Below are 21223 nucleotides of genomic sequence, written 5' to 3'. Positions count from 1 at the left end.
CCCTCGGCGCCCGACACCGCGATAGTGGCCGTTCGACCACGATCGGGGAGGTCATCGGTGGGGTCTGCTGAGCCGGCGGGATCGCCGAAGAGGACCACGTCGGCGGGGGCCGCGCCCGGGGGCGGCTCCTCGGGGTCCGCGCCGAAAGAGCCGCCCGCGGGATCCGGCGACCGGAAACCCGGTGCGGAGGGGCCCGAGCCCTCCGAGTCCGAGCGGCTGCTGTTCGGCGGTCCGCTGCGCTACGACATGGGCTGGTCGCAGCACTCCGACGCGTTCATGGAGCTGAACTTCCGCGCCATGGTGACGCGGCTGCCCGCCCTGCTCGCGTCCAGCTTCCGGCTGGCCCGGCAGGCGGACCGCCGGGCCGCCGGAACCGTCCTGGGCGCGGAGGTGGGCCGCGGTCTGGCTCAGGCGGTGAGTCTGCTGGCGGTCAACAGCGTCCTGGGCCGCCTGATGGCGAGCGGCCCGGTCGAGGACCGGCTGCGGGACGCGGCACCCGCGCTGGTCACGGTCGCCGTGGTGACGCTGCTCGCCGCACTGCTGCGGGGCGCCTCGACGTACGCCACCGGCCGGCTCGAACCGAAGGTGGAGCGCGTCGCGACGGAGCTGTATCTGGAACGGGCCGCGACGGTCGAACTGTCGGCGATCGAGGACGAGGCGTTCCACAAGCTGCTGGACACCGCGCAGTACGGTGCCTCGTCCGCCCGACGCATGATCGGGATCGCCACCCGCGTGGTGAACGCGATGATCTCGCTGATCGCGGCGGCCGGTGTCCTCACGGTCCTGCATCCGGCACTGCTGCCCCTGCTGATGACGATGACGCTGCCGAGCGCCTGGAGCGCGCTGACCATCGCCCGGCGCCGTTACGCGTCGTGGCACGCCTGGGTGCAGCACGCCCGGGCCGGCCGGCTGATCGGCAACCTCCTCACCGAGCCCGCCGCCGCGCCGGAGATCCGCGTCCACGGCATCGGCCCGTTCCTGCTGCGGCACTTCCGTTCGATGTCGGAGGCCGCCGAGGCCGAACAGGCCCGCCTCGCCCGCCTGGAGGCCCGGACCGGTCTGATCGCGGCCGCCTGGACGGGCCTCGCCACCGTGGCGACGTACACGACGCTCGGCGGGCTGCTGCTGGCCGGGGCGATGGCGCTGTCCGTGGCGGGCACGGCGGTCATCGCGATCCGTACCGGTTCCGCGAACCTCGACACGCTCGTCCTGGAGGTCAACACCCTCCATGAGGAAGCCCTGTTCGTCGGCGATCTGCAACGCCTGTACGTCGAGGCGGCCGAGCGCACGATCCCGCTCGGCGGCGCGGCGCTGCCCGAACGGCCGAGCGAGATCCGCTTCGAGAACGTCACGTTCACCTACCCGGGCAGCGCGGCCCGGCCCGCTCTGTCGGACCTGACGCTCAGCGTGCCGCTCGGCAAGATCGTGGCACTCGTCGGGGAGAACGGTTCCGGCAAGACCACCCTGGTCAAACTGCTTTCCGGCCTGTACGCGCCCCAGCGCGGCCGGATCCTGTGGGACGACGTGGACGCGGCGACCGCCGACCGGCATCAGCTCGCGGAGCGGATCGCGATGGTGGCGCAGGACTTCAAACGGTGGCCGTTCACGGCCCGGGTGAACGTCGCGATCGGCCGGGCCTCGGCGCCGCTCACCGACGAACGGCTGGACAGGTCCGTCACGGAGGCCGGCGCGGAGGACGTGGTGGCGGACCTGCCGCGGGGCCTCGACACGCTGCTGGCCAGGATGTTCAGCGGCGGCCACGAGCTGTCGGGCGGCCAGTGGCAGCGGCTCGGCATCGCACGGGCGGCGTACCGGCGGGGCGCGATCCTGGTCGTGGACGAGCCGACGGCGGCCCTCGACGCGCGCGCCGAACTGGAGGTCTTCGAGAAGATCCGGGCCCTGGCGGGTACCGGTCAGACGGTCATCCTCATCACGCACCGGCTGGCGTCGGTGCGCCACGCCGATCTGGTGCATGTCCTCGACCAGGGCCGTCTCGTGGAGTCCGGCACTCCGGACGAGCTGCTCTCCACGGGCGGCGTCTACGCCGAGCTGTACGGGCTGCAGGCCGGGCAGTTCGCGGCGAAGGTACCGGCGCCCAAGGCGGGCTGAGACCCTCGGCCCGGCTCAGTCGGCCGACTCGGCGCACCCTGCTCGCCCGGCTCGTGACCGGGGCGTCGTCCTACTCGACGAGTTCCCGCACGACGACCAGGAACATGTCCGTCGACAGGTCCATCACGACGTCGACATGCTGCCCCTCCTGGCGGCGTGCCTGCGCGAACTCCTCCGCGGGCCAGGAACCACGCGGCCCACCGGCGGGAAAACGCCCCAGCACCGTTCGACCGTTCAACATCCTGTACCTCCATGTGGCGCTGCTCTCGTGAGAGCCCTTGAAGAGTTAAACGCTCATCATGGGGTGAAGGTCTCGCGAAGTGACGTTACTGAGACGTAGTCGACACAGGGTCACGACGAACGGGGGAACATCCGCACAGCCGTCTCCCGCTGTCGCGCTCAGTCCTCGTACTCGTCGTGATACCGGATGCGTTCGCTGCCGGCGGGCGCGCCCAGTGCCGACGCGCGCCCCTCGGGCAGCTCCCACTCCTCCTGCCGGCCGAGCGCCGTGAGGTCCAGGAGACTCGTGGTGGAGCCCAGTCCGTCGAGCCCGCGCTCGTACGTCGAGTACGTGTGGAAGATCCGCTCCCGGTCCCGCAGGAAGCAGCTCACCCCGGGCCGCTCGTAGGGCTCCTCGCCGTCGTCGCCCGCGCCCGTTTCGAACGACGCCTGGAAGTCGTGGTTGAAGTCGTTGTCGTACGACGAGTACCAGGGCAGCGTCCACCCCATCCGCGCCTTGAAGGGCAGGATCTTCGTGTACGGCGCCCGGGAGATCACCGCGAACTCGGTGCCCCGCGCGCGCAGATGCGCGAGGTGTCCGATCTGGTCGACGAACGCCGAGCAGCTGCGGCAGCCCGCGTCCCACTCCGGGGCGAACATGAAGTGGTAGACGACGAGTTGCCGGCGGCCCTCGAAGAGGTCCAGCAGCGTCGCCTTGCCGTCGCCGCCCTCGAAGACGTACTCCTTGTCGATCTCGACCATGGGCAGCCGTCGCCGGTCGGCGTTGAGCGCGTCCCGGGCCCGGGTCGCGGCCTTCTCCCCGACCAGCAGTTCCTCGCGCGCGGCACGCCATTCCCCACGCGACACGATCCGCGGAAGCGTCATTGCTACTCCTTCGGTGCGGTGCCTTCTCAGGGGTGGACCGAAGGAAGCGTCGGAACTCATCGGCGGGCCGGGGATTTCTTCTCGGGCCGCGCCCGAAGCGGTGCCTGAGGCCGGTCCGGGCGGCCCTCTCAGGTGTCGTAGTCCTGGATGCGTTTGCCGTGGCTCCGGTCGATCAGCGCGGGCATGCGTTCGTTCATCTCCCGCACGACGGCCGGGACATCGAGGGTCAGGAGCTCCCGGTCGCGCATGAGGATCCGCCCGTCGACGATCGTCGTGCGTACGTCGCCGGCGCGGGCGCTGTGCACGAGGGTGGCCGCGAGGTCGTGCACGGGCTGGGTGTGCGGGCCGCTCAGGTCGACCAGAATGATGTCGGCCCTGCGTCCCGGGGCGAGGCTGCCGATCCGCTCGCCGAGCCCGACGGCGCGGGCGCTCTGCAGCGTCGCGTGGTGCAGGGCCTGGCGGGACGTCAGCCGACGGGGGTCGGCCTCGGTGGACTTCTGCACCAGCGCGGTGAGCGCCATGGACTCCCACACGTCCAGGGAGTTGTTGGAGGCGGCCCCGTCCGTGGCGAGTCCCACGGGGATGCCGAGTTCCCGCAGGGCGCGTACCGGAGTGGTCGTGGGCCAGGCGAACTTGAGGTAGCCGCGGGGCGCGCCGGCCACGGCGATCCGGCCGGTCGCGCGGGCGAGGACGGGCAGGTCGCGCTCCACGATGCCGGTGCCGTGCGCGATGAGCAGATCGACGTCGAGGAGGCCGGCGCCGGCCAGGATCTCGATCGGTGTACGGCCGTGGCGGGCGAGGCTCGCCTCGGTCTGGTCGCGGTTCTCGGCGGCGTGGATGTGCACGAGCAGACCGTGTTCGCGGGCGAGCCCGGCGGTCGCGGCGAGGTCGGCGTCGTCCACGGTGTAGGGCGCGTGCGGGGCGAGCGAGGTGGTGATCCGGCCGTCGGCGGTGTCGCGGTGCCGGAGTGCGAAGTCGAGCGAGCGTTCGCGGCCCTCGGCGCCCTGGGAGGAGAAGAAGGCCTGCCCGAGGTTGGCGCGCAGGCCGCTCTCGGCCGTCACCGCGGCGACGGTGTCCATCGAGAAGTAGTGGTCCGCGAAACAGGTGACGCCGCCGCGGATCATCTCGGCGCAGGCCAGCCGTGCCCCCAACTCCACGTCCCGCTCCTGGAGGTTGGACTCGATGGGCCAGACGAACTCGTTGAACCACTCGTCGATGGGCAGGTCCTCCGCGATACCGCGCAGGGTCACCATCGGCGTGTGGGTATGGCAGTTGACCAGGCCGGGCATCGCGACCTGGCCGCGGGCGTCGATGCGCTCGGCGGCGGCGAGACCGGTGGCCGTCAGGTCGACCGGCCCGGCGGTGACCGTCTCGACACGGCCGCCGCGTACGACGACGGTGGCGTCCTCGACGAAGCCGATCTGTTCGCGCTCGTCGTGCACGAGGGCGGTGCACCCGGTGATGACGAGATCGCCGGCGCCCTGCGTCGACGGGCCGGTCTTCGCGTCGGGCGTGGGCTCGGGCCAGGTCATCTCGCCACGGTACGGCGGGATCGTGCCGTCGCGTGACGTGAACCGCGCATCCTGTCCCCGCCCTGTCCCGCGGGCGGTTTCACGCGCACTCTGAGAGCTGTCCCGCGGCGAGAACCGCCCCTCGGCCCGACCGGCTGTCCCTCGGCCCCACCGGCTGTCACTCGGCCTCACCGTTCGACGGGCGGTGCCCTGGGAGGCTCGTCCGGAAAGGAGCCCGGCATGCTCCTCGGCACCTGGAACCTGGAGAACCTGTACCGGCCCGGCGGGGAGTTCGGCCCACGCACCGAGGCCGCGTACCGGGCGAAGCTCACCACGCTGGCCCGGGTCGTCGGGGAACTCGATCCCACGCTGCTCGGTGTGCAGGAGGTCGGTGACCCGGCCGCGCTGGAGGACCTGGCCGGAACGCTGGACGGCGACTGGCACATCGTGCTCTCGGCGCATCCGGACAGCCGGGGCATCAGGGTCGGCTTCCTCAGCCGGCTGGCACCGCGGACGATCACCGACACCAACGAGTTCCCGGTGCCGCTGCGGCCCGTGCAGGGCGACGACGACGGTGAGCCGGTGCCCCGGACGGGCCGCGGTCTCCTGGCGGTGGAGGCGGTGGTCGAGGGCATGACCCTGTCCGTGGCGGTCTGTCATCTGAAGTCGAAGCTGCTGACGTACCCGGGCGGACGGTTCCAGCCACGGAACGAGGGCGAGCGGGCCCGCTACGGCGCGTACGCCCTGTACCGGCGGGCCGCCGAGGCCACGGCGCTGCGTGCCGTCGCCGACGACCTCCTCGGCGGGAAGGGCAAGGAGCGGGACGTGGCCGTGCTCGGTGACCTCAACGACGAGGTCACCGCCGCCACGACGCAGATTCTGCAGGGCCCGCCCGGTTCCGAGATCGGCACACCCGGCTTCGACCGGCCCGACAGGGGCGACGCGGCACGGCTCTGGAACATCGCTCCCCTCATCCCGGAGAAGCGGCGTTTCTCCCGGCTGCACTCCGGGCGCCCGGAACTGATCGACCACATCCTGGTCAGCCACCGGCTCCTGGGCCGGGTGACCGGGGCGGGGACGGGGACGCCGCTCCAGGAGACCCCGCTGCCGCCGGTCGGCGACGATCCGAACGCGCGCCGGGACACGCCGGGTTCGGACCACGCGCCGGTGTGGGCGCGGACAGCTCCCTGAGCGGCTCCGGCGAAGTCCACCCCGGCTGAGCAACGCCCCCGAAGGGGCGCGGGGAAGCGCGCGACCAGCCACGCCGTACTCGCGGACAATGTCTCCAGGGGCAGCCCCGGCCCAGGCCCCCGCTCAGGCGCTGCGCAGCCCCGCAGAGGAGCCCACCGCGAGGCCCGCGCTCTCCCGCCGGTCCACGAGTTCGTCGAGGAGCGTGGCGAGGCGCTCGGTGTGCTGCGGGGTGAGCCGTCCCGTGTCGTCGAGGTGCACGGCACAGGCGGTGGTGGTGTCCACGAGGCGTTCGAGGGTGGCCGCGACCTCGTCGGTGCCCGCTGTGTGACGGGCCAGGGTCGGAAGCTCCGCGGCGGCACGGTCGGTCGCGGCGCGGGCCTCGGCCAGTGTCCGGTAGGCCTCGCGGCGCAGCGCCCAGCGGGCGGCCCGGTCGCCGCCGCCGTCGGCGTCTCCGTCCACGGCCACGTCGCTCAGGACGTGTGTGAGATAGGCGTGCGCGGCGTCGGTGGCGGCCGTCAGCCGGGCCCGTACGTTCCCGCCGCGCTGGCCCGGCGCCGGCAGGTGCCCGACGACCAGCACGATCGCGCAGGCCAGCAGCGTCTCGCCGATACGGCCCCAGGAGGCTTCCGGATCGCCGCCGATCATGACGAGGGCGAGCACGAGCACGGTGACGACGGCCGTCTGCGCGGCGAAGTGCCGGGTGGCGACGGGGATGAGCGCCCCGCTGATCGCCACGAGCGCGACGAGCCCCTCGGGCCGGGGCAGCACGGCCGCGAACCCGACGAAGACGAGGGCGCCCAGGACGGTACCGGCCGCCCGGTTCAGCACGCGCGAGACGAGCGGACCGAGATCCGGCTTCACGAGGAACACGGCGGTCGCGGGCAGCCAGTACCAGTGCACGTGGTGCAGTGCCTGCGCCACGGCGACACTGGCGCCGTAGCAGAGGGCCACGCGGAGGCCGTACTCCCGGCCCCCGGTGCCGGTGACGGTGCGCAGGAGCGCCTTGGCGCGCAGGGGCCGCAGGTGCAGGCCCTTGCGCGCGGTCCGCTCGGTGCCTCGTCCCAGCGGATGCGGGTGCGGATGTGAATGCGGATGTGAGTGGCTGTCGGAGGCCCTCTGGGGGCGGGGGCCGCCGCGGTCGAAGGTCTCGGCGGCGTGCAGCAGCGCGTCGTCCAGGGCCCGCAGTCCGGGGACGGTCCGGGCGGGCGCGGGCAGCGGCCCGCAGGGCTCCCCGGTCCGTACGGCGACGGCGAGCCGTCGTGGCCCCTCTCCCGTCCGGGCGGGCAGGGCGTCCCCGGACCAGGCCAGCGCGGTCGCGGCCTCGGCGAGCGGCAGCGCGGCGGCGTACTGCGCCCGCAGCCGCCGCTCGGCCGCGGAACTGGCGTAACGCCGCAGCCGCGGCCCGGCGAGCGTGTCCTGGGCGTGGTCGAGCGCGGCGGTCAGCGCGGCCCGTCGGCCACCGGCCTGCTCCCCGCCCACCGCGGCGAGCAGATCGGCGATCGCGTCGTACACGGCGGCGACCCCCGCCCGCTCCCCGTCGAAGCGGAAGTCACTGGCCGGCGCCCCGGGGGTGGGCAGCGCGAGCCGCAGCACGATCAGCCAGCCGGCGCCGGCGAGGAAGAACAGGGCCCGCTGCCAGCCGGGGTCGGGCAAGGGCATCCCGGCCCCGATGGCCGCGGCGACGAGCAGCTGGGTCCCGGCCCCGGACGCGACGGGCCCCACGGCGCTGACGGCCCCGGCGAGCAGCCCGAGCGCGGTGAGTGTCAAGGTCAGCGGAGCGGCGCCGAGGCCTTCCCCCGCGTAGGTGCCGACGACGATCCCCAGCGCTCCGGCCAGCCCGGGCACCCCGATGCGGTGCACGGCGATGCGGCGGCTTCCCGGCCGGTCGTTGATCCCGGCGAACATGGCTCCGAGTGCGGCCATGACACCGAGGGACTCCCGCCCCGCGGACACGGCCACGAGCAGCAAGGGCCCGCCGGCGAGAACCCCGCGCAGCACGGCGTTCCACGGCACGGGCCCCCGTTGCGCGCGCAGCGCGTGGGTGAGCCAGAGCGGGAGGGCTGTCCGGAGGGGGCGCGGCACGGGCACGGGGCTCCTGTCGGGACGAGGGCGGTTGCGGGTGGCATGCCTTCGGGCGACATCGGCCTGGGCGCGGTGGTGTCACCGCGGTGCTGTCCACCGTAGATCGGGTTCCTGGGAGGAAGGGGACGTATGCGTTTCAGGGGCGTGACGATCGGCGGGATGTCCGAGTTCTTTATGAACGCAACCGTGTGCGGGCCCGAGCGAGAAGCGGCGCACGTCGATCGGACAGGACCGGGTCCATGCACCCCTACCGTCGACTACGGTTACCACTGCTGACATACAGCGGCTGACCAGGGCGAAAGGACAACCCAGTGAGCGCGGCTCCGTTGAGCCCCGAGGACCCGACCGAACTCGGCGGATTCGAGCTGCTCGGCCGCATCGGACACGGCGGTATGGGTCAGGTCTACCTCGGTGAGTCACCTGGTGGAGAGCCCGCGGCGGTGAAGGTGATCAAGCCGTCGGTGGTCGACTCCGAGACCCGGCTGCGTTTCGCCCAGGAGATCGAGGTCCTCAAGACCATCTGGGGTGCCCGCATAGCCGCGTTCCTGGACGCGGACGCCGAGGCCGAACAACCCTGGCTCGCCACCGAGTACATCGACGGACCGGACCTGCGGAAGCACGTCCACACCCACGGCCCCCTGCCCCTGACGCTGACCGCCTCCCTGGGTGCCACGCTCGCGGAAGCCCTCGCCGGAGTACACAAGCAGGGACTGCTCCACCGCGACCTCAAGCCCGCGAACATCCTCCTCGGCCCGAACGGCCCGAAGATCATCGACTTCGGCCTGGCGGTGTTCACCGAGTCCAGCGCGTCCCTGACCGCCCCCAACACCGTGCTCGGAACTCCGGCCTGCATGGCCCCCGAGCAGGCCAACGGCGTCAAGCCGCTCACTTCGCCGGTCGACGTGTACGCGCTCGGCGCCGTCCTCCTCTACGCGGCGACCGGGCACTACCCGTTCCAGGCCGACAACATCCACGCGCTCTTCCACCTGATCACCAAGGCGGACGTCCAGCCGGACCTGACCGGAGCCCCGGACGAACTCGCCCCTCTCCTCTCGGCGATGCTCTCCTACGATCCGCAGGGCCGGCCCGCCCTACCGGCGGTCGTCAAGGAGTGCCGGGCCGTGATCGAGGCGCAGGGCCTCAAGATCGCCCAGGCTCGGCGCCGCCTCACGGCACACACCACGGCGACCACGCCGATCCCGCCACTGCCGCTGCATGCGGCCCCCGTGGCGGCGCAGGTGGGCCCGACCCTGCCCACCGGCTCCGCCGCTTCGTCGGACGCCGCCGCATTCGCGAACCTGCCGACAGCGGTGCTGCCGCCCCCGCCGGGTACCACCGCTCCCACGGTCCCCCTCCCCCAGGTCCCGCAGGCTCCCCAGGTTGCCGCTGGCCCCGCCGTGTACACCCCTACCGTCAGGGCCGAGCCCAGCCCGACGGCGCCCGACCAGCCACCCGTCCGGCCTGCCGCACCTCCCCTCACCCCTCCCGGTGCGCCATCGGGGCCGGCGGCTCGCCGCAGGCATGACCGCCCGAGCCCCAAACCGGCGATCCGCACGTCGGCCCAAGCGCGGCGCGTAGCCCAGCAGCTGCGCGAGGCCTACGCCCAGCGCGCGAAGTTCTGAACCGGCCCGGCTCACAGGACCCGCATCACCCACAGACCCACAGGACCGGCATCACCCACAGGAGGCAGCGCACGTGACCGTCGATCAGACCGGTGCCGCTCGGGACGCCCAGCGCGGCAGCGCCCCGGGAGCTGCCCCGGAACCGGAAGGGGCTGCGGTCGCGACTCCGGACGCGGCTCCGGGAACCGCCAAGTACCCGCCCGGCTCGCAGATCGAGGTCCGGGACGAGGAGTGGCTCGTACGGAACGTGACGCGCACGGCCCACGACGGTGACCGTATCGAGGCGGTGGGTGTCTCGGAGTTCGTACGGGACCAGGAAGCCGTCTTCTTCACCGCGCTCGACGACGTCCAGCTCATGGACCCGCGCCGCACCAAGCTGATCGCCGACGACTCCCCCACCTTCCGACGCAGCCGCCTCTTCCTGGAAGCGGTCCTGCGCAAGACCCCGCTCCCTCAGTCCGAGCGCGGGCTGGCCCTGGCCGACAGCTTCCTGCTCGACCCGCTGCCCTACCAGCACCGCCCGGCGCAGCTCGCGCTCTCGGGCAAGAACCTGCGCCCGCGCATGCTCATCGCGGACGTGGTCGGTCTCGGTAAGACGCTCGAAATCGGCCTGACGCTGGCCGAGTTGATCCGGCGAGGTCGCGGTGAACGCATTCTCGTCGTCACTCCGCAGCACGTCCTGGAACAGTTCCAGCACGAGCTGTGGACCCGGTTCGCGATCCCGCTCATCCGCCTCGACTCGGTGGGCATCGAGCGGATCCAGCGGGAGATCCCGGCCGGCCGCAACCCGTTCACGTACTTCAAGCGGGTCATCGTCTCCATCGACACGCTCAAGAACACCGACCAGTACAAGCATCACCTGGAGCACATCCGGTGGGACGCGGTCGTCATCGACGAGTCGCACAATCTCATCAACCGCGGCTCGCTCCGCAACCAGCTAGCCCGTCTCCTCGCCCCGCAGACCGACGCCCTCATTCTGGCCTCGGCGACCCCGCACAACGGCGACGCGCGTTCCTTCGCCGAGCTGATCTCGCTCCTCGACCCCGCCGCGATCCGTGACCCGGAGCGGTACGACGCCGACGACATCAAGCATCTCTTCATCCGCCGCACCAAGGTCAGCCCCGAGGTCCGCGAGCAGATGAAGGGCCAGTGGGCGGACCGCGGCCCGAGCGCGTCGGTGCACTGCGCGGCGACACCGGCCGAGGAGCGGATCTTCGAGGAACTGGCGCGGGCGTGGCTCCCGCCGGCCGAGGGCACCGCGTCCGTGAGCGAGAGCCGTCTGTTCCCCCACACGCTGCTGAAGTCGTTCCTGTCCTCGCACGTGGCGCTGGCCGCGACGGTCGACAACCGCATGCGGACCCTGAAGGCGAAGGAAGAGGGCACAGCAACGGTCGATGAACTGACAGCACTCCAACGGCTCAGAGACCTCACGCTCGCCATGTCGGACCCGGACTCGGCGAAGTTCCAGGCCCTGGTGGAGCAGTTGCGCGCGATCGGGGTCGGCCCGAAGAGCGACGCCCGGGTCGTGGTCTTCTCCGAACGCGTCCAGACACTGGAGTGGCTGCGCAGGGCGGTCCCGGCGGCCCTCGGCTTCAAGGGCAGGGCGGCGCAGGAGGCCGCACGGGTCATGCACGGCGGCCTGTCCGACGAACAGCAGATGCAGTGCGTCGAGGACTTCGGCCTGGCGGACACCCCGGTCCGCATGCTGTTCACGGGCGATGTGGCGTCCGAGGGCGTCAACCTCCACCGTCAGTGCCATCAACTCGTCCACTACGACGTGCCATGGTCCCTGATCCGCATCGAGCAGCGCAACGGCCGTATCGACCGCTACGGCCAACCCCACCAGCCGCAGTTCCGCGCGCTGATCCTCACCAGCGGGGTCGACGGCGCGAAGGACGACCGCACCGTCGCGGAGCGCCTGCTGGAGCGCGAGGACGAGGCGCACCGCAGCCTGGGCACAGCGGAGGCCGTCTCGGGTCTCTACCGGGCCGACGCAGAGGAGAAGTCCCTCATCCAGGACCTGCTGCGCGGCCGTACGGTCGACGAGTCCCTGGAGTCGACGGCGCGGGCAGCCGCCGCCGAGGACTCCGGCACCGACTTCCTGGCCGACTTCTTCGGCGCGGTGGGCGACGACCCGCAGGAGGCGGACGGTGACGCGCCGCCCGCTCCGGCGGACGTGCCGCGCCTGTTCACGGGCACGCGGGAGTTCGTCGACGAGGCGTTGCGCGAGGTCTACCCGGACGCGCAACGGCAACTGGACATGGACCAGGACCAGGAGACGGGCCTGATCTCCTTCCGGCCGCCGTCGGACCTGACCCACCGCATGAAGGCGCTGCCTCCGGACTACCGCCGCGAACAGCGCCTGCACGAGCGCCTGTTGGTGACGCTGAACCGTAAGCTCGCGGACCTGTCGCTGGTACGGGCCCGGGAGTCCTCCTCGTCCAGCTGGCCGGAGATCTCGCTGCTGACCGACCTCCACCCGGTCGTCGAGTGGCTGACGGACAAGGTCCTGGTGCGCCTCGGCCGCCAGGAGGCGCCGGTCATCACGGCCGACGTGGACGGTCCCACATACCTCATCCAGGGCATCTACTCCAACGCGCTGGGCCGCCCCACGGTGGTCAAGTGGATGGCAGTGCGCGCCGGTGAGGTCACCGACGACATGGTGGGCGTACTGCGCCGCGCGGGCGTCGGCCCGACGATGGCCAATCCGCTGCGCCCCCACAACCGCGACCGGCTGGGCGAGGGCATCCCCGACGCCTTGGAGGCCGCCGAACGGTTCCTGCGGCGGCACAGCGACGACTGGGACAGAGCCCTGCACGGCCCGATCGAGGAGTACAAGGCCCGCCTCGCGAACTGGGAGCAGCCGACCCTGACGGCAGCGGGCGGGGACACCAAGTCCAAGCTCTCGGACCTCGCCGACTCCCTCCTCACCACCGGCCGCCCCCTGCTCCGGGTCCTCGCCGTCCTCGACTCCGCCGCCTGACCACACGAGGTTCTTGACCGATGACGTACGACTCGCTCGTCAACCGCGGCGACTACTTCTCCGCGCACTACCTGGCCGAGGTCTTCCCCAAGGATCTCAAGGCGGGGCTTCTGGCCTCCTGGAAGGACCGCGAGGACGCGGCGCGCGACACGGGTACGGGTTCGGACACGGACCCGGATGCCCGGACGGAGACGGGCGCGCTGCCGGTGACTCCGCGCGTCGGGCTGCGTGAGCTGCGCCGCCCGTACTTCAGGGCGCGGGCGTTCTTCGCGGAGGCGGCGGCCGAACCGGACGACGCGACGACGTACGACGCGCCGGTCTGGCGCGAGCGGGCGGCGGAACTGAACGGGTCGGTCCTGCGCGCGCTCGGCTACGACGCGAAGCCGGGGACCGTGACGGTGGAGCGGGCCGACCACACGTACGAGGTCCGGGTCGCGCACTCCGAGCCGGGGCTCATCGCGGTGGACTGCGGCTGGGCGGCCGAGCCGGACGCGGCACTGGACGCCGACGGGGCGGGGCGCCTGCTGCACCGGGTCCCGCTGGACGGTTCCGCCGAGCTGACGACGGGGTCGAAGCTGGCGTCGTTCCTGTTCGCGTGCGAGGAAGCGCCACGGTACGTGCTGCTGCTGGTCGGCGGTGTCGTCGTACTGGCCGACCGGGCGGTCTGGGGCGAGGGCCGCTACCTCGCGGCCTCGCTGGACGCGGCACTGGAGCGCAACGACTCCCGCGCGGGCGGCGAACTCGACACCCTGGCCGCGCTGTTCGGCGCGGACTCGTTGCGCACGCCGGAGGAGGGAGGCGAGAACCCCCTCGCTGGTCTCGTCGGCAAGTCGACGAAGCACGCGGTGGGCGTGTCGTCGGACCTGCGGGACGGCCTACGCCTGTCGGTGGAACTGATCGCCAACGAGGTCCTTGAGCGGCTGAGGGTGGCGGGCGTACGACCCGAGGACGTACGCGAACTCCCGGAGCTGTCACGCCAGTTGACGCGGGAGTCGCTGCGCTACCTCTACCGCATCCTGTTCCTGCTGTACGCGGAGGCGCGGCCCGAGCTGGGCATCCTGCCGTCGGACTACCCGGAGTACCACCAGGGGTACGGGCTCGGGCGCCTCGGCGAACTGGTCGCGGACCGGGACCTGGTCGGCGAGAAGGCCCGCGAGGGCGTCTACCTGTATGAGTCCCTGGACCTGCTCTTCCGGAAGGTCCAGGAGGGCTATCGCTCGCGCCGGACCCACGGCGATGCTGACGCGGACGAGGGTGGGGGCGAGGGCAGGTCGGAGGACATCGGCCTGCGCTTCGAGCCGCTGCGCTCCAAGCTGTTCGAGCCGGCGTCGATCGAGCTGATCGGTGCCCGTTCGGTCCGCGATCCCCGTTTCGACGAGGACGAGTCGGGCGGCGAGGTGCGGTACGTGGACACGCGGCTGCGCAACGCCACGCTCTACCGCGTCTTGCGCCTGCTGATGCTCACGCGCGGCAAGAAGGGTGAGCGCGGCGGCTTCATCTCCTACGCGCAGCTCGGCATCAACCAGCTCGGCGCGGTGTACGAGGGCCTGATGTCGTACTCGGGTTTCGTGGCGAGCGAGGAGTTGTACGAGGTCGCGAAGGGCGGCGACGCCAAGGACGGCTCGTGGCTGGTGCCCGCGTCGAAGGCGGACGAGTACGCGGACACGGTCTTTGTGCGCCGCAAGGACGAGGAGACAGGCGAGGAGGTACGGGTCCGGTATCGGCCGGGGTCCTTCGTGTATCGCCTGTCGGGGCGGGACCGGCAAACGTCCGCGTCCTTCTACACGCCCGAGTCGCTGACCAAGGTGACGGTGCAGCTGGCGTTGCAGCACCGGCTCGACCAGGACGGGGCGGTGACCCCCGCGCGGGAGATGCTGGACTGGAAGATCTGCGAGCCGGCGCTGGGGTCGGGCGCGTTCCTCAACGAGGCCATCAACCAAGTGGCGGCGGAGTATCTGCGGCGGCGGCAGGACGAGCTGCGTCTCTCGATCGACACGGAAAAGTACGCGGTCGAGTTCCAGAAAGCCAAGGCGTATATCGCGCTCCACAACTCCTACGGCGTGGACCTCAACTCGACGGCCGTGGAACTGGCGGAGGTGTCGTTGTGGCTCAACACGATGCATCCCGGCATGGAGGCGCCCTGGTTCGGCCTGCATCTGCGGCGCGGCAACTCGCTGATCGGTGGCCGTCGGGAGATCTACTCGGCGGAAAGGTTGAAGAAGGGCGGCTGGCTGGGGGCGACTCCGGAACGCTTCCCGTTGACCGAGGCTGAGGGTGGGCTGCCTGCCGGTTCCGTCCACCACTTCCTGCTGCCCGCGAAGGAGTGGGGGGCGGTGGCCGGCGAGAAGGAGGCCCGCGCGCTGGCGCCGGAGGAGGCGAAGGCGCTCGGGGCCTGGCGCCGGGCCGTCACCAAGTCCCCGTCGAAGAGGCAGACGGAACGGTTGCAGGGGCTGGCCCGGCGGGCCGAGTACTTGTGGGGTCTTGTCGTACGCCGTCTGGAGATCTCCGAGCGGGACATCTCGCGGCATATCGAGGTGTGGGGCGCGGAGGACGGCTGGCTGCGGACGCCGTTGGAGGCGGTGCCTCGGGAGAAGGTGCTCGCCGATCTGGAGGCCGTGGATACGCCGTACTGGCGGCTGAAAAAGGTCATGGACGCGTGGTGCGCGCTGTGGTTCTGGCCTGTTCAGAGTGCCGCGCTGCTGGATGGTTCGGATGAGGTGTACGCGCGGGCGGTGGGCGTGGCCGAGCGGGGTGAGGGGGTGGCCGGGGCTGTCCCGGACGCCACCGAAGTGGTCCGTACGTACGAGGAGATGGACCTCCTTGGCAATGTCACTGTCCGGGAGGTCACTCGCGCTGACATCGACAAGCGCCGTAAGGGTGCACGTAAGGAAGAGAAGGCCTTTGCTGGGCAGCGGCGCAACGTGATTCCGCTGGCCGATCTGGACGACTGGCTGGACTTCGCCGAGGCGCTACTGGGCACGCATGACGTCTCCGAGGAGAACCTGGTCGGCTCGTTCGACACGCTGGACGAGCTTGAGCGGTATGAGGACGAACTGCCCGACTGGATGGGCATGGATAGGTCTTATTGGTTGGAGAGCCGGTTCCCTTGGACTGCGTTGGCGGGTGAGATCGCTGGGCGGCAGGGGTTCTTCCATTGGGAGTTGGAGTTCGCGCAGGTTTTTGGGGCGCGGGGTGGGTTTGACTTGCAGGTGGGGAATCCGCCTTGGGTGCAGCCGCGATGGCAGGAAGACCTGGTACTAGCCGAACTAGAGCCATGGTTCGTACTTGCAGAGAAGCCAAGTGCGGCAGAGTGGCGCCTTCGCAAGGAAGATGTCCTGGCTGCCCGTACAGACGGTCGCGGTTTTCTTCTCGCCGAGGTGGCTACCCATGCTGGGACTGTCGCCGTTCTAGGCAGTTCGGCCTCATATCCGCTCCTTCTCGGCACTCAAGGCGACCTTTACCGAGCTTTCATGGCGCAGGTGTGGCAGCACATCGCGCCGCACGGCAGCGCGGGTCTGATCCACCCCGACACGCATTTCGGCGGCGTGCGCGAGGGCATCATCCGAGGGGCCGCGTACCGACATCTTCGGGTTCACGCTCACTTCGTAAACTCGTCCAGATGGGCGTTTGACGATCTGAACTGGTCCCAGGAATTCGGGATGCACATTTACGGCACGTCCCGAGAGCCTAATTTTCTACACCTCAGTGAACTACGCGATGCCGACGTCCTCCCTAACTCACTGACTCACGACGGGCGAGGTGTGGCGCCTGGAATTAAGCACAACGGCTCGTGGGACATCCGGCCTCACCTTGAGCGCGTGGTGCAGGTGGACACCGCCTTGCTGACCAGTTGGCAGGCTCTAACTGGGGCAGCGGGCGGAGCGGCGCAGACGCCTCTGCTGTACCCAGTTCTCGTTGGCGAACAAGGGGCAATCGAGTCGCTGGCCGCCTACGAGAGCAGCCTGGCGGATCACCACCCAATGATCTCCAGCGGATACCACGAATCCGGCGCTAAGAGGGACGGGCTAATCCGTTGGGGAAACCAGGCCGTACCTGAACTTGCAGATGTCGTTCTTCAAGGTCCGCACTTCGCAGCAGCGCTCCCATTCTCCAAAGAGCCGAAGATCCCCTGCCGAAGCAACCGAGACTGGGTCCTGCTCGCATCTACGCAACTAGCCGAGACGTACGTCCCCGTGACCAATTATGTGCGGGCCGCAGACGAGGAAACGTATCTAGCGGCTCAGGACTCCTGGCTCGGAAAACCCTCCACCTCGTACGTCCGGCTCGCTTGGCGGAAGATGATTCCCTTCGACAGTAGCCGCTGTCTGCATGCTGTTCTCCTCCCGCCCGGCCCAGCCCACATCGACGCCGTATACAGCTTGGCCACAACAGACAACCGACTAACCGCTCTCACTGCGGGTTTCTGGGCCTCACTCCCACTTGACTACATGCTCCGTATCGTGGGCAGAGCGAACCTTCACCCAGCAGATGCCGCAAGAATGCCAGCTCCAACCTCAACACACCCCCTGGCCCCCGCGCTACTCCTGCGCACACTCCGCCTAAACGCACTTACCGCCCACTACGCCGCGCTTTGGGAAGAATTGTTTGACCCACGCTGGGCGGGCTACGAGGACTGGGCCAATACCCACTGGCCTCGCCTAAAACCCCTCGCCGCCAGTCTTGCACCAGCCTGGGAGTACACCACCCCGCTCCGCACCGAGCACGAGCGCCGAGCCGCCGTCGTCGAACTCGACGCCCTCGTTGCCGTCTGGCTCAGTATCACCGCCGACCAACTCGTCGCGATCTTCAAGTCCCGCTACCCGCAGTTGTGCGACTACGAGGCGGCCACCTGGTTCGACGCCAATGGCCGCAAGATCGCCGCTAGCCCCTTCACCTTCGGCCACGGTCAAACCAAGCAGGATTACCTAGACCTGCTAGACCACCTGCAAGACCCGGAGCACGCTCCACCCCCGGCCGGCTACGAAGCCCCCTTCTACAAGGCCGACCGCGAAGCCGAGATGCGTGCCGCACACGCTCACTTCCAGTCCCGCCTGGACGCCGAGATCGCTGCGGGCCGTTGGCCCCAGGAGTCGACGAACGCCTGACACGCCAGTGCCCCGTAACCGAAGGCGGACGGTCACGGGGCACGGCAGAGGTCGCACCAAACCTCATGTGGTGTGCTGGGCAACGAAGCCGACGAACTTGGCCCAGGCGGTTGCCTGAAGGTTCACTATCATGACCTTGTCCTTCGAGTCACGGACGCGGACCGTGCCTGGGGAGGCCGCGACCTCAACACACTGGCCGCCCTCGGCACCGCTGTAGCTACTCTTGACCCACACGACTTCCCTGGGGCCGTGAATCTCTTCGAAGCTCATCTCTCTCCCAGCAAATCCTCAATGAAGGCCAACGACTCACGTGGGTTGAGGGCCTGGGCACGGATAATCCCATAGCGCGCGGACAGTGCGCGGACCGCTTCGCGGTCGATGACCAGCGTGCCTCGGCCCTGCACCTCCAAGTAACCCACCTGTTCGCCATCAGGCCTCGCCATAATGGTGAACGCACCGTCCACCCCCGCATTATCCTCTCGGTCGAGCGGCATCACTTGAAGCTCGACGTTCCGCTTGTGCCCGATGAACAAGACCTGCTCAAGCTGCTCCTGTTGCACCGCATCCCCGCCGAGACGTTTCCGTAATACCGACTCCTCCATGACAAAGCTCAGCAACGGCGTCGGCCGCTTTGTGAAGATTTCCTGCCGCGCCAACCGACCCGCTACACGCTGCTCGATCGTCTCCTCATCCAGGAGGGGGCGCCTCATGCTCAGCAGGGCCCGCGTGTACTCCTCGGTCTGCAACAGCCCGTTGACCACGTGCGTGTCGTACACGTGAAGTTCAACCGCCTCGGTCTCCAACCTTGCCGCATCCCGAAAAAATGCCGGATACTGCGCCCGAGCCACCTCCTCCTTCCCCACCTTCAACACGCCACCCGCATCCAGCACCTCATCGGCGAGGTCGATGAACTTGGGCGGCGGAATGCGCCTCCCCTGCTCGAACGACGCGATGGTGGACGCGGAGTACCCCGTCCGCCGCCCCAACTCAGCGCGGTCCAGCCCCGCCCTCTCCCGGCACAGCTTCAACTGGCGGCCGAAGACGAGCAGTATGCCCGCGCCAACCTCGTACTCCCCCTCAGCCTGCTGCTCCTCCACGCCCCAGCACCTCCCGTAAGTCGAAAGCCGGTCCCGCCACCAACACCCACACCACCCCGCGCGACCGCGACCGCGACCGGCGTTCGAACAGCCACCGCCGCAGCGACCAACGGGCCGCGCGGAGAACCGGTCACGCCCCACCGCGCGTACAACGGCACACCGACGGCGTACAAGCAGCGCGGTCAGCGCGTCCTGCCTGTTCAAAGCTACGCACCGCACACGACTGTTTACGCCATGAAGTCCGTAACTCCTCCGCAAGGGCATATGCCACAACGCATTGCGCCCGTACAAGAGTTCGCGCTGCGGTTCACCTCGACCCCGCGCGGCGCACGACTGGCCCGGCGCTTGATCTCGCATCGCCTGAATGACTGGGGCCACCCCTACACCTCGGCCACCAACGAGACGGTCACCCTCATCACGGCGGAGCTGACGGCGAACGCGGTCCGCCACGGGCACGTACCCGGCCGGGACTTCCATCTCCGCCTCACACAGGCCGGCGGCACGTTACGGATCGAGGTCACCGACACCCGGGCCGAAAAACTCCCCGCACCGGGCGCGCCCGACCCGGACGGCGAATCGGGCCGCGGCCTCCTCCTCGTCGAAGCCCTCGCGGACGACTGGGGCGTCACACCCCGCACAACCGCCCCCGGCAAGACCGTGTGGGCCGAGGTATACGCCGCGTGACGGCCCTGGAGAGCACGCACCGATCACACCCGAAGGGTCGTAGCCTCCGAGCAAACCCCGAGTACCGGCATGAACCAATTGTCCAGGGTCTCGCCATACGACAGCGATGCGGGCACACTGTTTGGATTGCGAGTACCAAGGACAGAGCCCCACCCCTGACTGCTGGCCAAGCGACATCGGAATGGGGCTCCATCGACGGGGACCCGCGCATCAGACCCCGGCCCTCAGCCGGGGTCTACTGCTGTCACACGTTGGGCAAGATCCACTCCCTGACGATCCTGACGATCGCCAGGGCGATACTCGCCACCTGGGCCGCCATCGCGACCCTGTTCAGCATGATGCGACGGCGCCCCGGCACCGGCTCCTGTTTCACAGCTCCCTCCTCTCCCTCTCGACACACCGGCCCACGTAGGTCGTGGACGCCGCGGCTACCCGCGAACCATGGTGTGACCGCCGCCAAAGACAGGAAGAGTTGCTGTCGCGCACGAACCGACATGCCCCGGCCGCTCCTGCGGCTCGACCCTCCTTGCTCCGGAAGGGGCATTCAGGCGTGGTTCACCTATCCGCAATGTAGCGGCTTGTCCAGTCCAGGTATAGGGTGCATGCATAAATCATCACACTATCTGGACCTATCGAACGGGCAGGCGTCAACTTGCTACATAGCTGATAGACACTTCCTTAAAGCTAACTCTCCCACCAGGCACTCCCTGCACCTGCACCAACAATGCAGACCTCTTCCCGATGGCTAGCTTCCAGCTCGGCGCTAAGCAATCTGCTATGTTGCAGAATGAATCTGGCAATAGGAGGTAGAGCTAATCATGAGCGCGCCAAGTGCCGCCGAGCAGCGGTTCAAGCTTCGTAACGAGCTGCGCAGGGCGCGCGCAAGTGCTGGCCTGACACAGCGACAGGTAGCGAAGGAGATGGAGTGGTCTCCGTCCAAGTTGCTGCGGATCGAGTCCGGCGAGGTCAGCATCTCGATCAACGACCTCAGGCCCCTCCTGAGCACCTACGGCATCAGCGACCGGCGCCGCATCGAATCTCTGCTCGAACTGGCACGCGGCAGCCGCAAACTACCCTTCGCCGAGTACCGGGACGTCTTCAAGGGCGAGTTCCTCCAGTTCCTCGCCCTGGAGGCCTCGGCCTCAACCGCCCGGTACTTCAACTCCCTCCAGATGCCTCGACTGCTGCAGACCGAGGAGTACGCACGGGCCATCGCCGTCGCGTACGGCAGCACCACCACTCTCAGCGAAACAGAGGAGCGCATGCTGGAGGCTCAGCTGTCGCGCCAGGATCTCCTGCAGAGCGACAACTGCCCGGAGCTGTTCTTCATCCTCGACGAGTCCGTCCTGCACCGTCAGGTCGGCGGTCGCGGCGTCATGCGCGCCCAGCTCCAGCGCCTGGCCGAGGTGTCCCGGCATCCCAAGGTCACGCTCATGGTCATCCCCTACACGGCGGGCGCCCACGTCGGCCTCCAAGGCCCGTTCACCCTCTTCGAATTCGCCAGCGAAGACATGGCCGAGACCCTGTACCTCGAAAACCCGCGCGGCAGTACCACCGAAGCCATCAGGCCCGAGGAGACGCGACGTCACCTCGAACTGTTCTGGCAGCTTGAGGACCTGAGCATCAAGGGCAACATGGACACCCTGACCACCCGCCTCATCCAGCGCATGGACGGCGGTGTCGACGACCTGGCCGCCCTGTTGGAGCCACCCCAGGAACAATAGGCACCCCCATA

At 69.6% G+C, this 21223-nt stretch carries 14 protein-coding genes; 7 read left to right on the top strand and 7 right to left on the bottom strand.

Annotation, left to right across the window (positions count from 1 at the left end; all coding sequences use genetic code 11):
• Nucleotides 1-246 precede the first annotated feature (246 nt).
• A complete protein-coding gene (locus tag OHS59_RS33060) occupies nucleotides 247-2109 on the top strand; it encodes an ABC transporter ATP-binding protein (RefSeq protein WP_328499448.1) in 1863 nt (620 codons plus the stop codon).
• Between the two features lie 70 nt (nucleotides 2110-2179).
• On the opposite strand, the gene OHS59_RS33055 is transcribed toward OHS59_RS33060, so the two are convergent.
• The 3 genes from OHS59_RS33055 to OHS59_RS33045 form a co-directional block, all read right to left on the bottom strand.
• Nucleotides 2180-2350: a hypothetical protein gene (locus OHS59_RS33055; RefSeq protein WP_328499590.1), complete on the bottom strand. Its 171-nt coding sequence runs from the start codon at nucleotides 2348-2350 to the stop codon at nucleotides 2180-2182.
• Nucleotides 2351-2508: 158 nt separating this feature from the next.
• Nucleotides 2509-3213, bottom strand: coding sequence for a DUF899 domain-containing protein (locus OHS59_RS33050; protein WP_328497013.1), 705 nt, complete (start codon nucleotides 3211-3213; stop codon nucleotides 2509-2511).
• A gap of 128 nt (nucleotides 3214-3341) precedes the next feature.
• Nucleotides 3342-4745: an amidohydrolase gene (locus OHS59_RS33045; protein WP_328497012.1), complete on the bottom strand. Its 1404-nt coding sequence runs from the start codon at nucleotides 4743-4745 to the stop codon at nucleotides 3342-3344.
• Nucleotides 4746-4964: 219 nt separating this feature from the next.
• Here OHS59_RS33045 and OHS59_RS33040 point away from each other — a divergent pair, with 219 nt between their 5' ends.
• Nucleotides 4965-5915 (top strand): endonuclease/exonuclease/phosphatase family protein, encoded by a 951-nt coding sequence (locus tag OHS59_RS33040; protein WP_328497011.1) that lies wholly within the window; start codon nucleotides 4965-4967, stop codon nucleotides 5913-5915.
• A gap of 123 nt (nucleotides 5916-6038) precedes the next feature.
• Here the strand turns inward: OHS59_RS33040 and OHS59_RS33035 are convergent, their stop codons facing one another.
• The gene (locus OHS59_RS33035) at nucleotides 6039-7997 is read right to left on the bottom strand and encodes an FUSC family protein (RefSeq protein ID WP_328497010.1); all 1959 of its coding nucleotides are present in this window, start codon (nucleotides 7995-7997) and stop codon (nucleotides 6039-6041) included.
• Between the two features lie 311 nt (nucleotides 7998-8308).
• On the opposite strand from OHS59_RS33035, the gene OHS59_RS33030 reads away from it, so the two are divergent.
• The 3 genes from OHS59_RS33030 to OHS59_RS33020 all read left to right on the top strand — a co-directional run bounded on the left by OHS59_RS33030 (nucleotide 8309) and on the right by OHS59_RS33020 (nucleotide 17707).
• The gene (locus OHS59_RS33030; RefSeq protein WP_328497009.1) at nucleotides 8309-9619 is read left to right on the top strand and encodes a serine/threonine-protein kinase; all 1311 of its coding nucleotides are present in this window, start codon (nucleotides 8309-8311) and stop codon (nucleotides 9617-9619) included.
• Nucleotides 9620-9830: 211 nt separating this feature from the next.
• Nucleotides 9831-12602, top strand: coding sequence for a DEAD/DEAH box helicase (locus OHS59_RS33025; RefSeq protein ID WP_328499447.1), 2772 nt, complete (start codon nucleotides 9831-9833; stop codon nucleotides 12600-12602).
• 20 nt (nucleotides 12603-12622) lie between these two features.
• On the top strand, nucleotides 12623-17707 hold the full coding sequence (locus OHS59_RS33020; protein ID WP_328497008.1) for a class I SAM-dependent DNA methyltransferase: 5085 nt from the start codon (nucleotides 12623-12625) through the stop codon (nucleotides 17705-17707).
• Nucleotides 17708-17770: 63 nt separating this feature from the next.
• On the opposite strand, the gene OHS59_RS33015 is transcribed toward OHS59_RS33020, so the two are convergent.
• Together OHS59_RS33015 and OHS59_RS33010 are read right to left on the bottom strand one after the other, a co-directional pair.
• A complete protein-coding gene (locus tag OHS59_RS33015; protein WP_328497007.1) occupies nucleotides 17771-17977 on the bottom strand; it encodes a DUF397 domain-containing protein in 207 nt (68 codons plus the stop codon).
• On the bottom strand, nucleotides 17974-18804 hold the full coding sequence (locus OHS59_RS33010) for a helix-turn-helix domain-containing protein (protein WP_328497006.1): 831 nt from the start codon (nucleotides 18802-18804) through the stop codon (nucleotides 17974-17976). The genes OHS59_RS33015 and OHS59_RS33010 overlap by 4 nt, the downstream gene beginning before the upstream one ends.
• Before the next feature lie 264 nt (nucleotides 18805-19068).
• On the opposite strand from OHS59_RS33010, the gene OHS59_RS33005 reads away from it, so the two are divergent.
• Nucleotides 19069-19488, top strand: a complete 420-nt coding sequence (locus tag OHS59_RS33005) for an ATP-binding protein (protein WP_328497005.1) — start codon at nucleotides 19069-19071, stop codon at nucleotides 19486-19488.
• 244 nt (nucleotides 19489-19732) lie between these two features.
• Here OHS59_RS33005 and OHS59_RS33000 read toward each other — a convergent pair whose 3' ends face one another.
• A complete protein-coding gene (locus OHS59_RS33000) occupies nucleotides 19733-19861 on the bottom strand; it encodes a hypothetical protein (RefSeq protein WP_328497004.1) in 129 nt (42 codons plus the stop codon).
• Nucleotides 19862-20306: 445 nt separating this feature from the next.
• On the opposite strand from OHS59_RS33000, the gene OHS59_RS32995 reads away from it, so the two are divergent.
• Nucleotides 20307-21212, top strand: a complete 906-nt coding sequence (locus tag OHS59_RS32995; RefSeq protein ID WP_328497003.1) for a helix-turn-helix domain-containing protein — start codon at nucleotides 20307-20309, stop codon at nucleotides 21210-21212.
• The last annotated feature ends 11 nt before the right edge of the window (nucleotides 21213-21223 follow it).

The sequence above is a fragment of the Streptomyces sp. NBC_00414 genome (assembly GCF_036038375.1).
In the GTDB taxonomy this organism is placed as follows: domain Bacteria; phylum Actinomycetota; class Actinomycetes; order Streptomycetales; family Streptomycetaceae; genus Streptomyces.
The sequence above is the reverse complement of the archived record's forward strand: the minus strand, read 5'-3'. Positions and strand labels throughout refer to the sequence as shown.

Coding starts and splice junctions, on each gene's coding strand:
- OHS59_RS33060 (WP_328499448.1), top strand. CDS start 247: ATGGGCTGGTCGCAGCACTCCGACGCGTTCATGGAGCTGAACTTCCGC.
- OHS59_RS33055 (WP_328499590.1), bottom strand. CDS start 2,350: ATGTTGAACGGTCGAACGGTGCTGGGGCGTTTTCCCGCCGGTGGGCCG.
- OHS59_RS33050 (WP_328497013.1), bottom strand. CDS start 3,213: ATGACGCTTCCGCGGATCGTGTCGCGTGGGGAATGGCGTGCCGCGCGC.
- OHS59_RS33045 (WP_328497012.1), bottom strand. CDS start 4,745: ATGACCTGGCCCGAGCCCACGCCCGACGCGAAGACCGGCCCGTCGACG.
- OHS59_RS33040 (WP_328497011.1), top strand. CDS start 4,965: ATGCTCCTCGGCACCTGGAACCTGGAGAACCTGTACCGGCCCGGCGGG.
- OHS59_RS33020 (WP_328497008.1), top strand. CDS start 12,623: ATGACGTACGACTCGCTCGTCAACCGCGGCGACTACTTCTCCGCGCAC.
- OHS59_RS33015 (WP_328497007.1), bottom strand. CDS start 17,977: ATGAGCTTCGAAGAGATTCACGGCCCCAGGGAAGTCGTGTGGGTCAAG.
- OHS59_RS33005 (WP_328497005.1), top strand. CDS start 19,069: ATGCCACAACGCATTGCGCCCGTACAAGAGTTCGCGCTGCGGTTCACC.
- OHS59_RS32995 (WP_328497003.1), top strand. CDS start 20,307: ATGAGCGCGCCAAGTGCCGCCGAGCAGCGGTTCAAGCTTCGTAACGAG.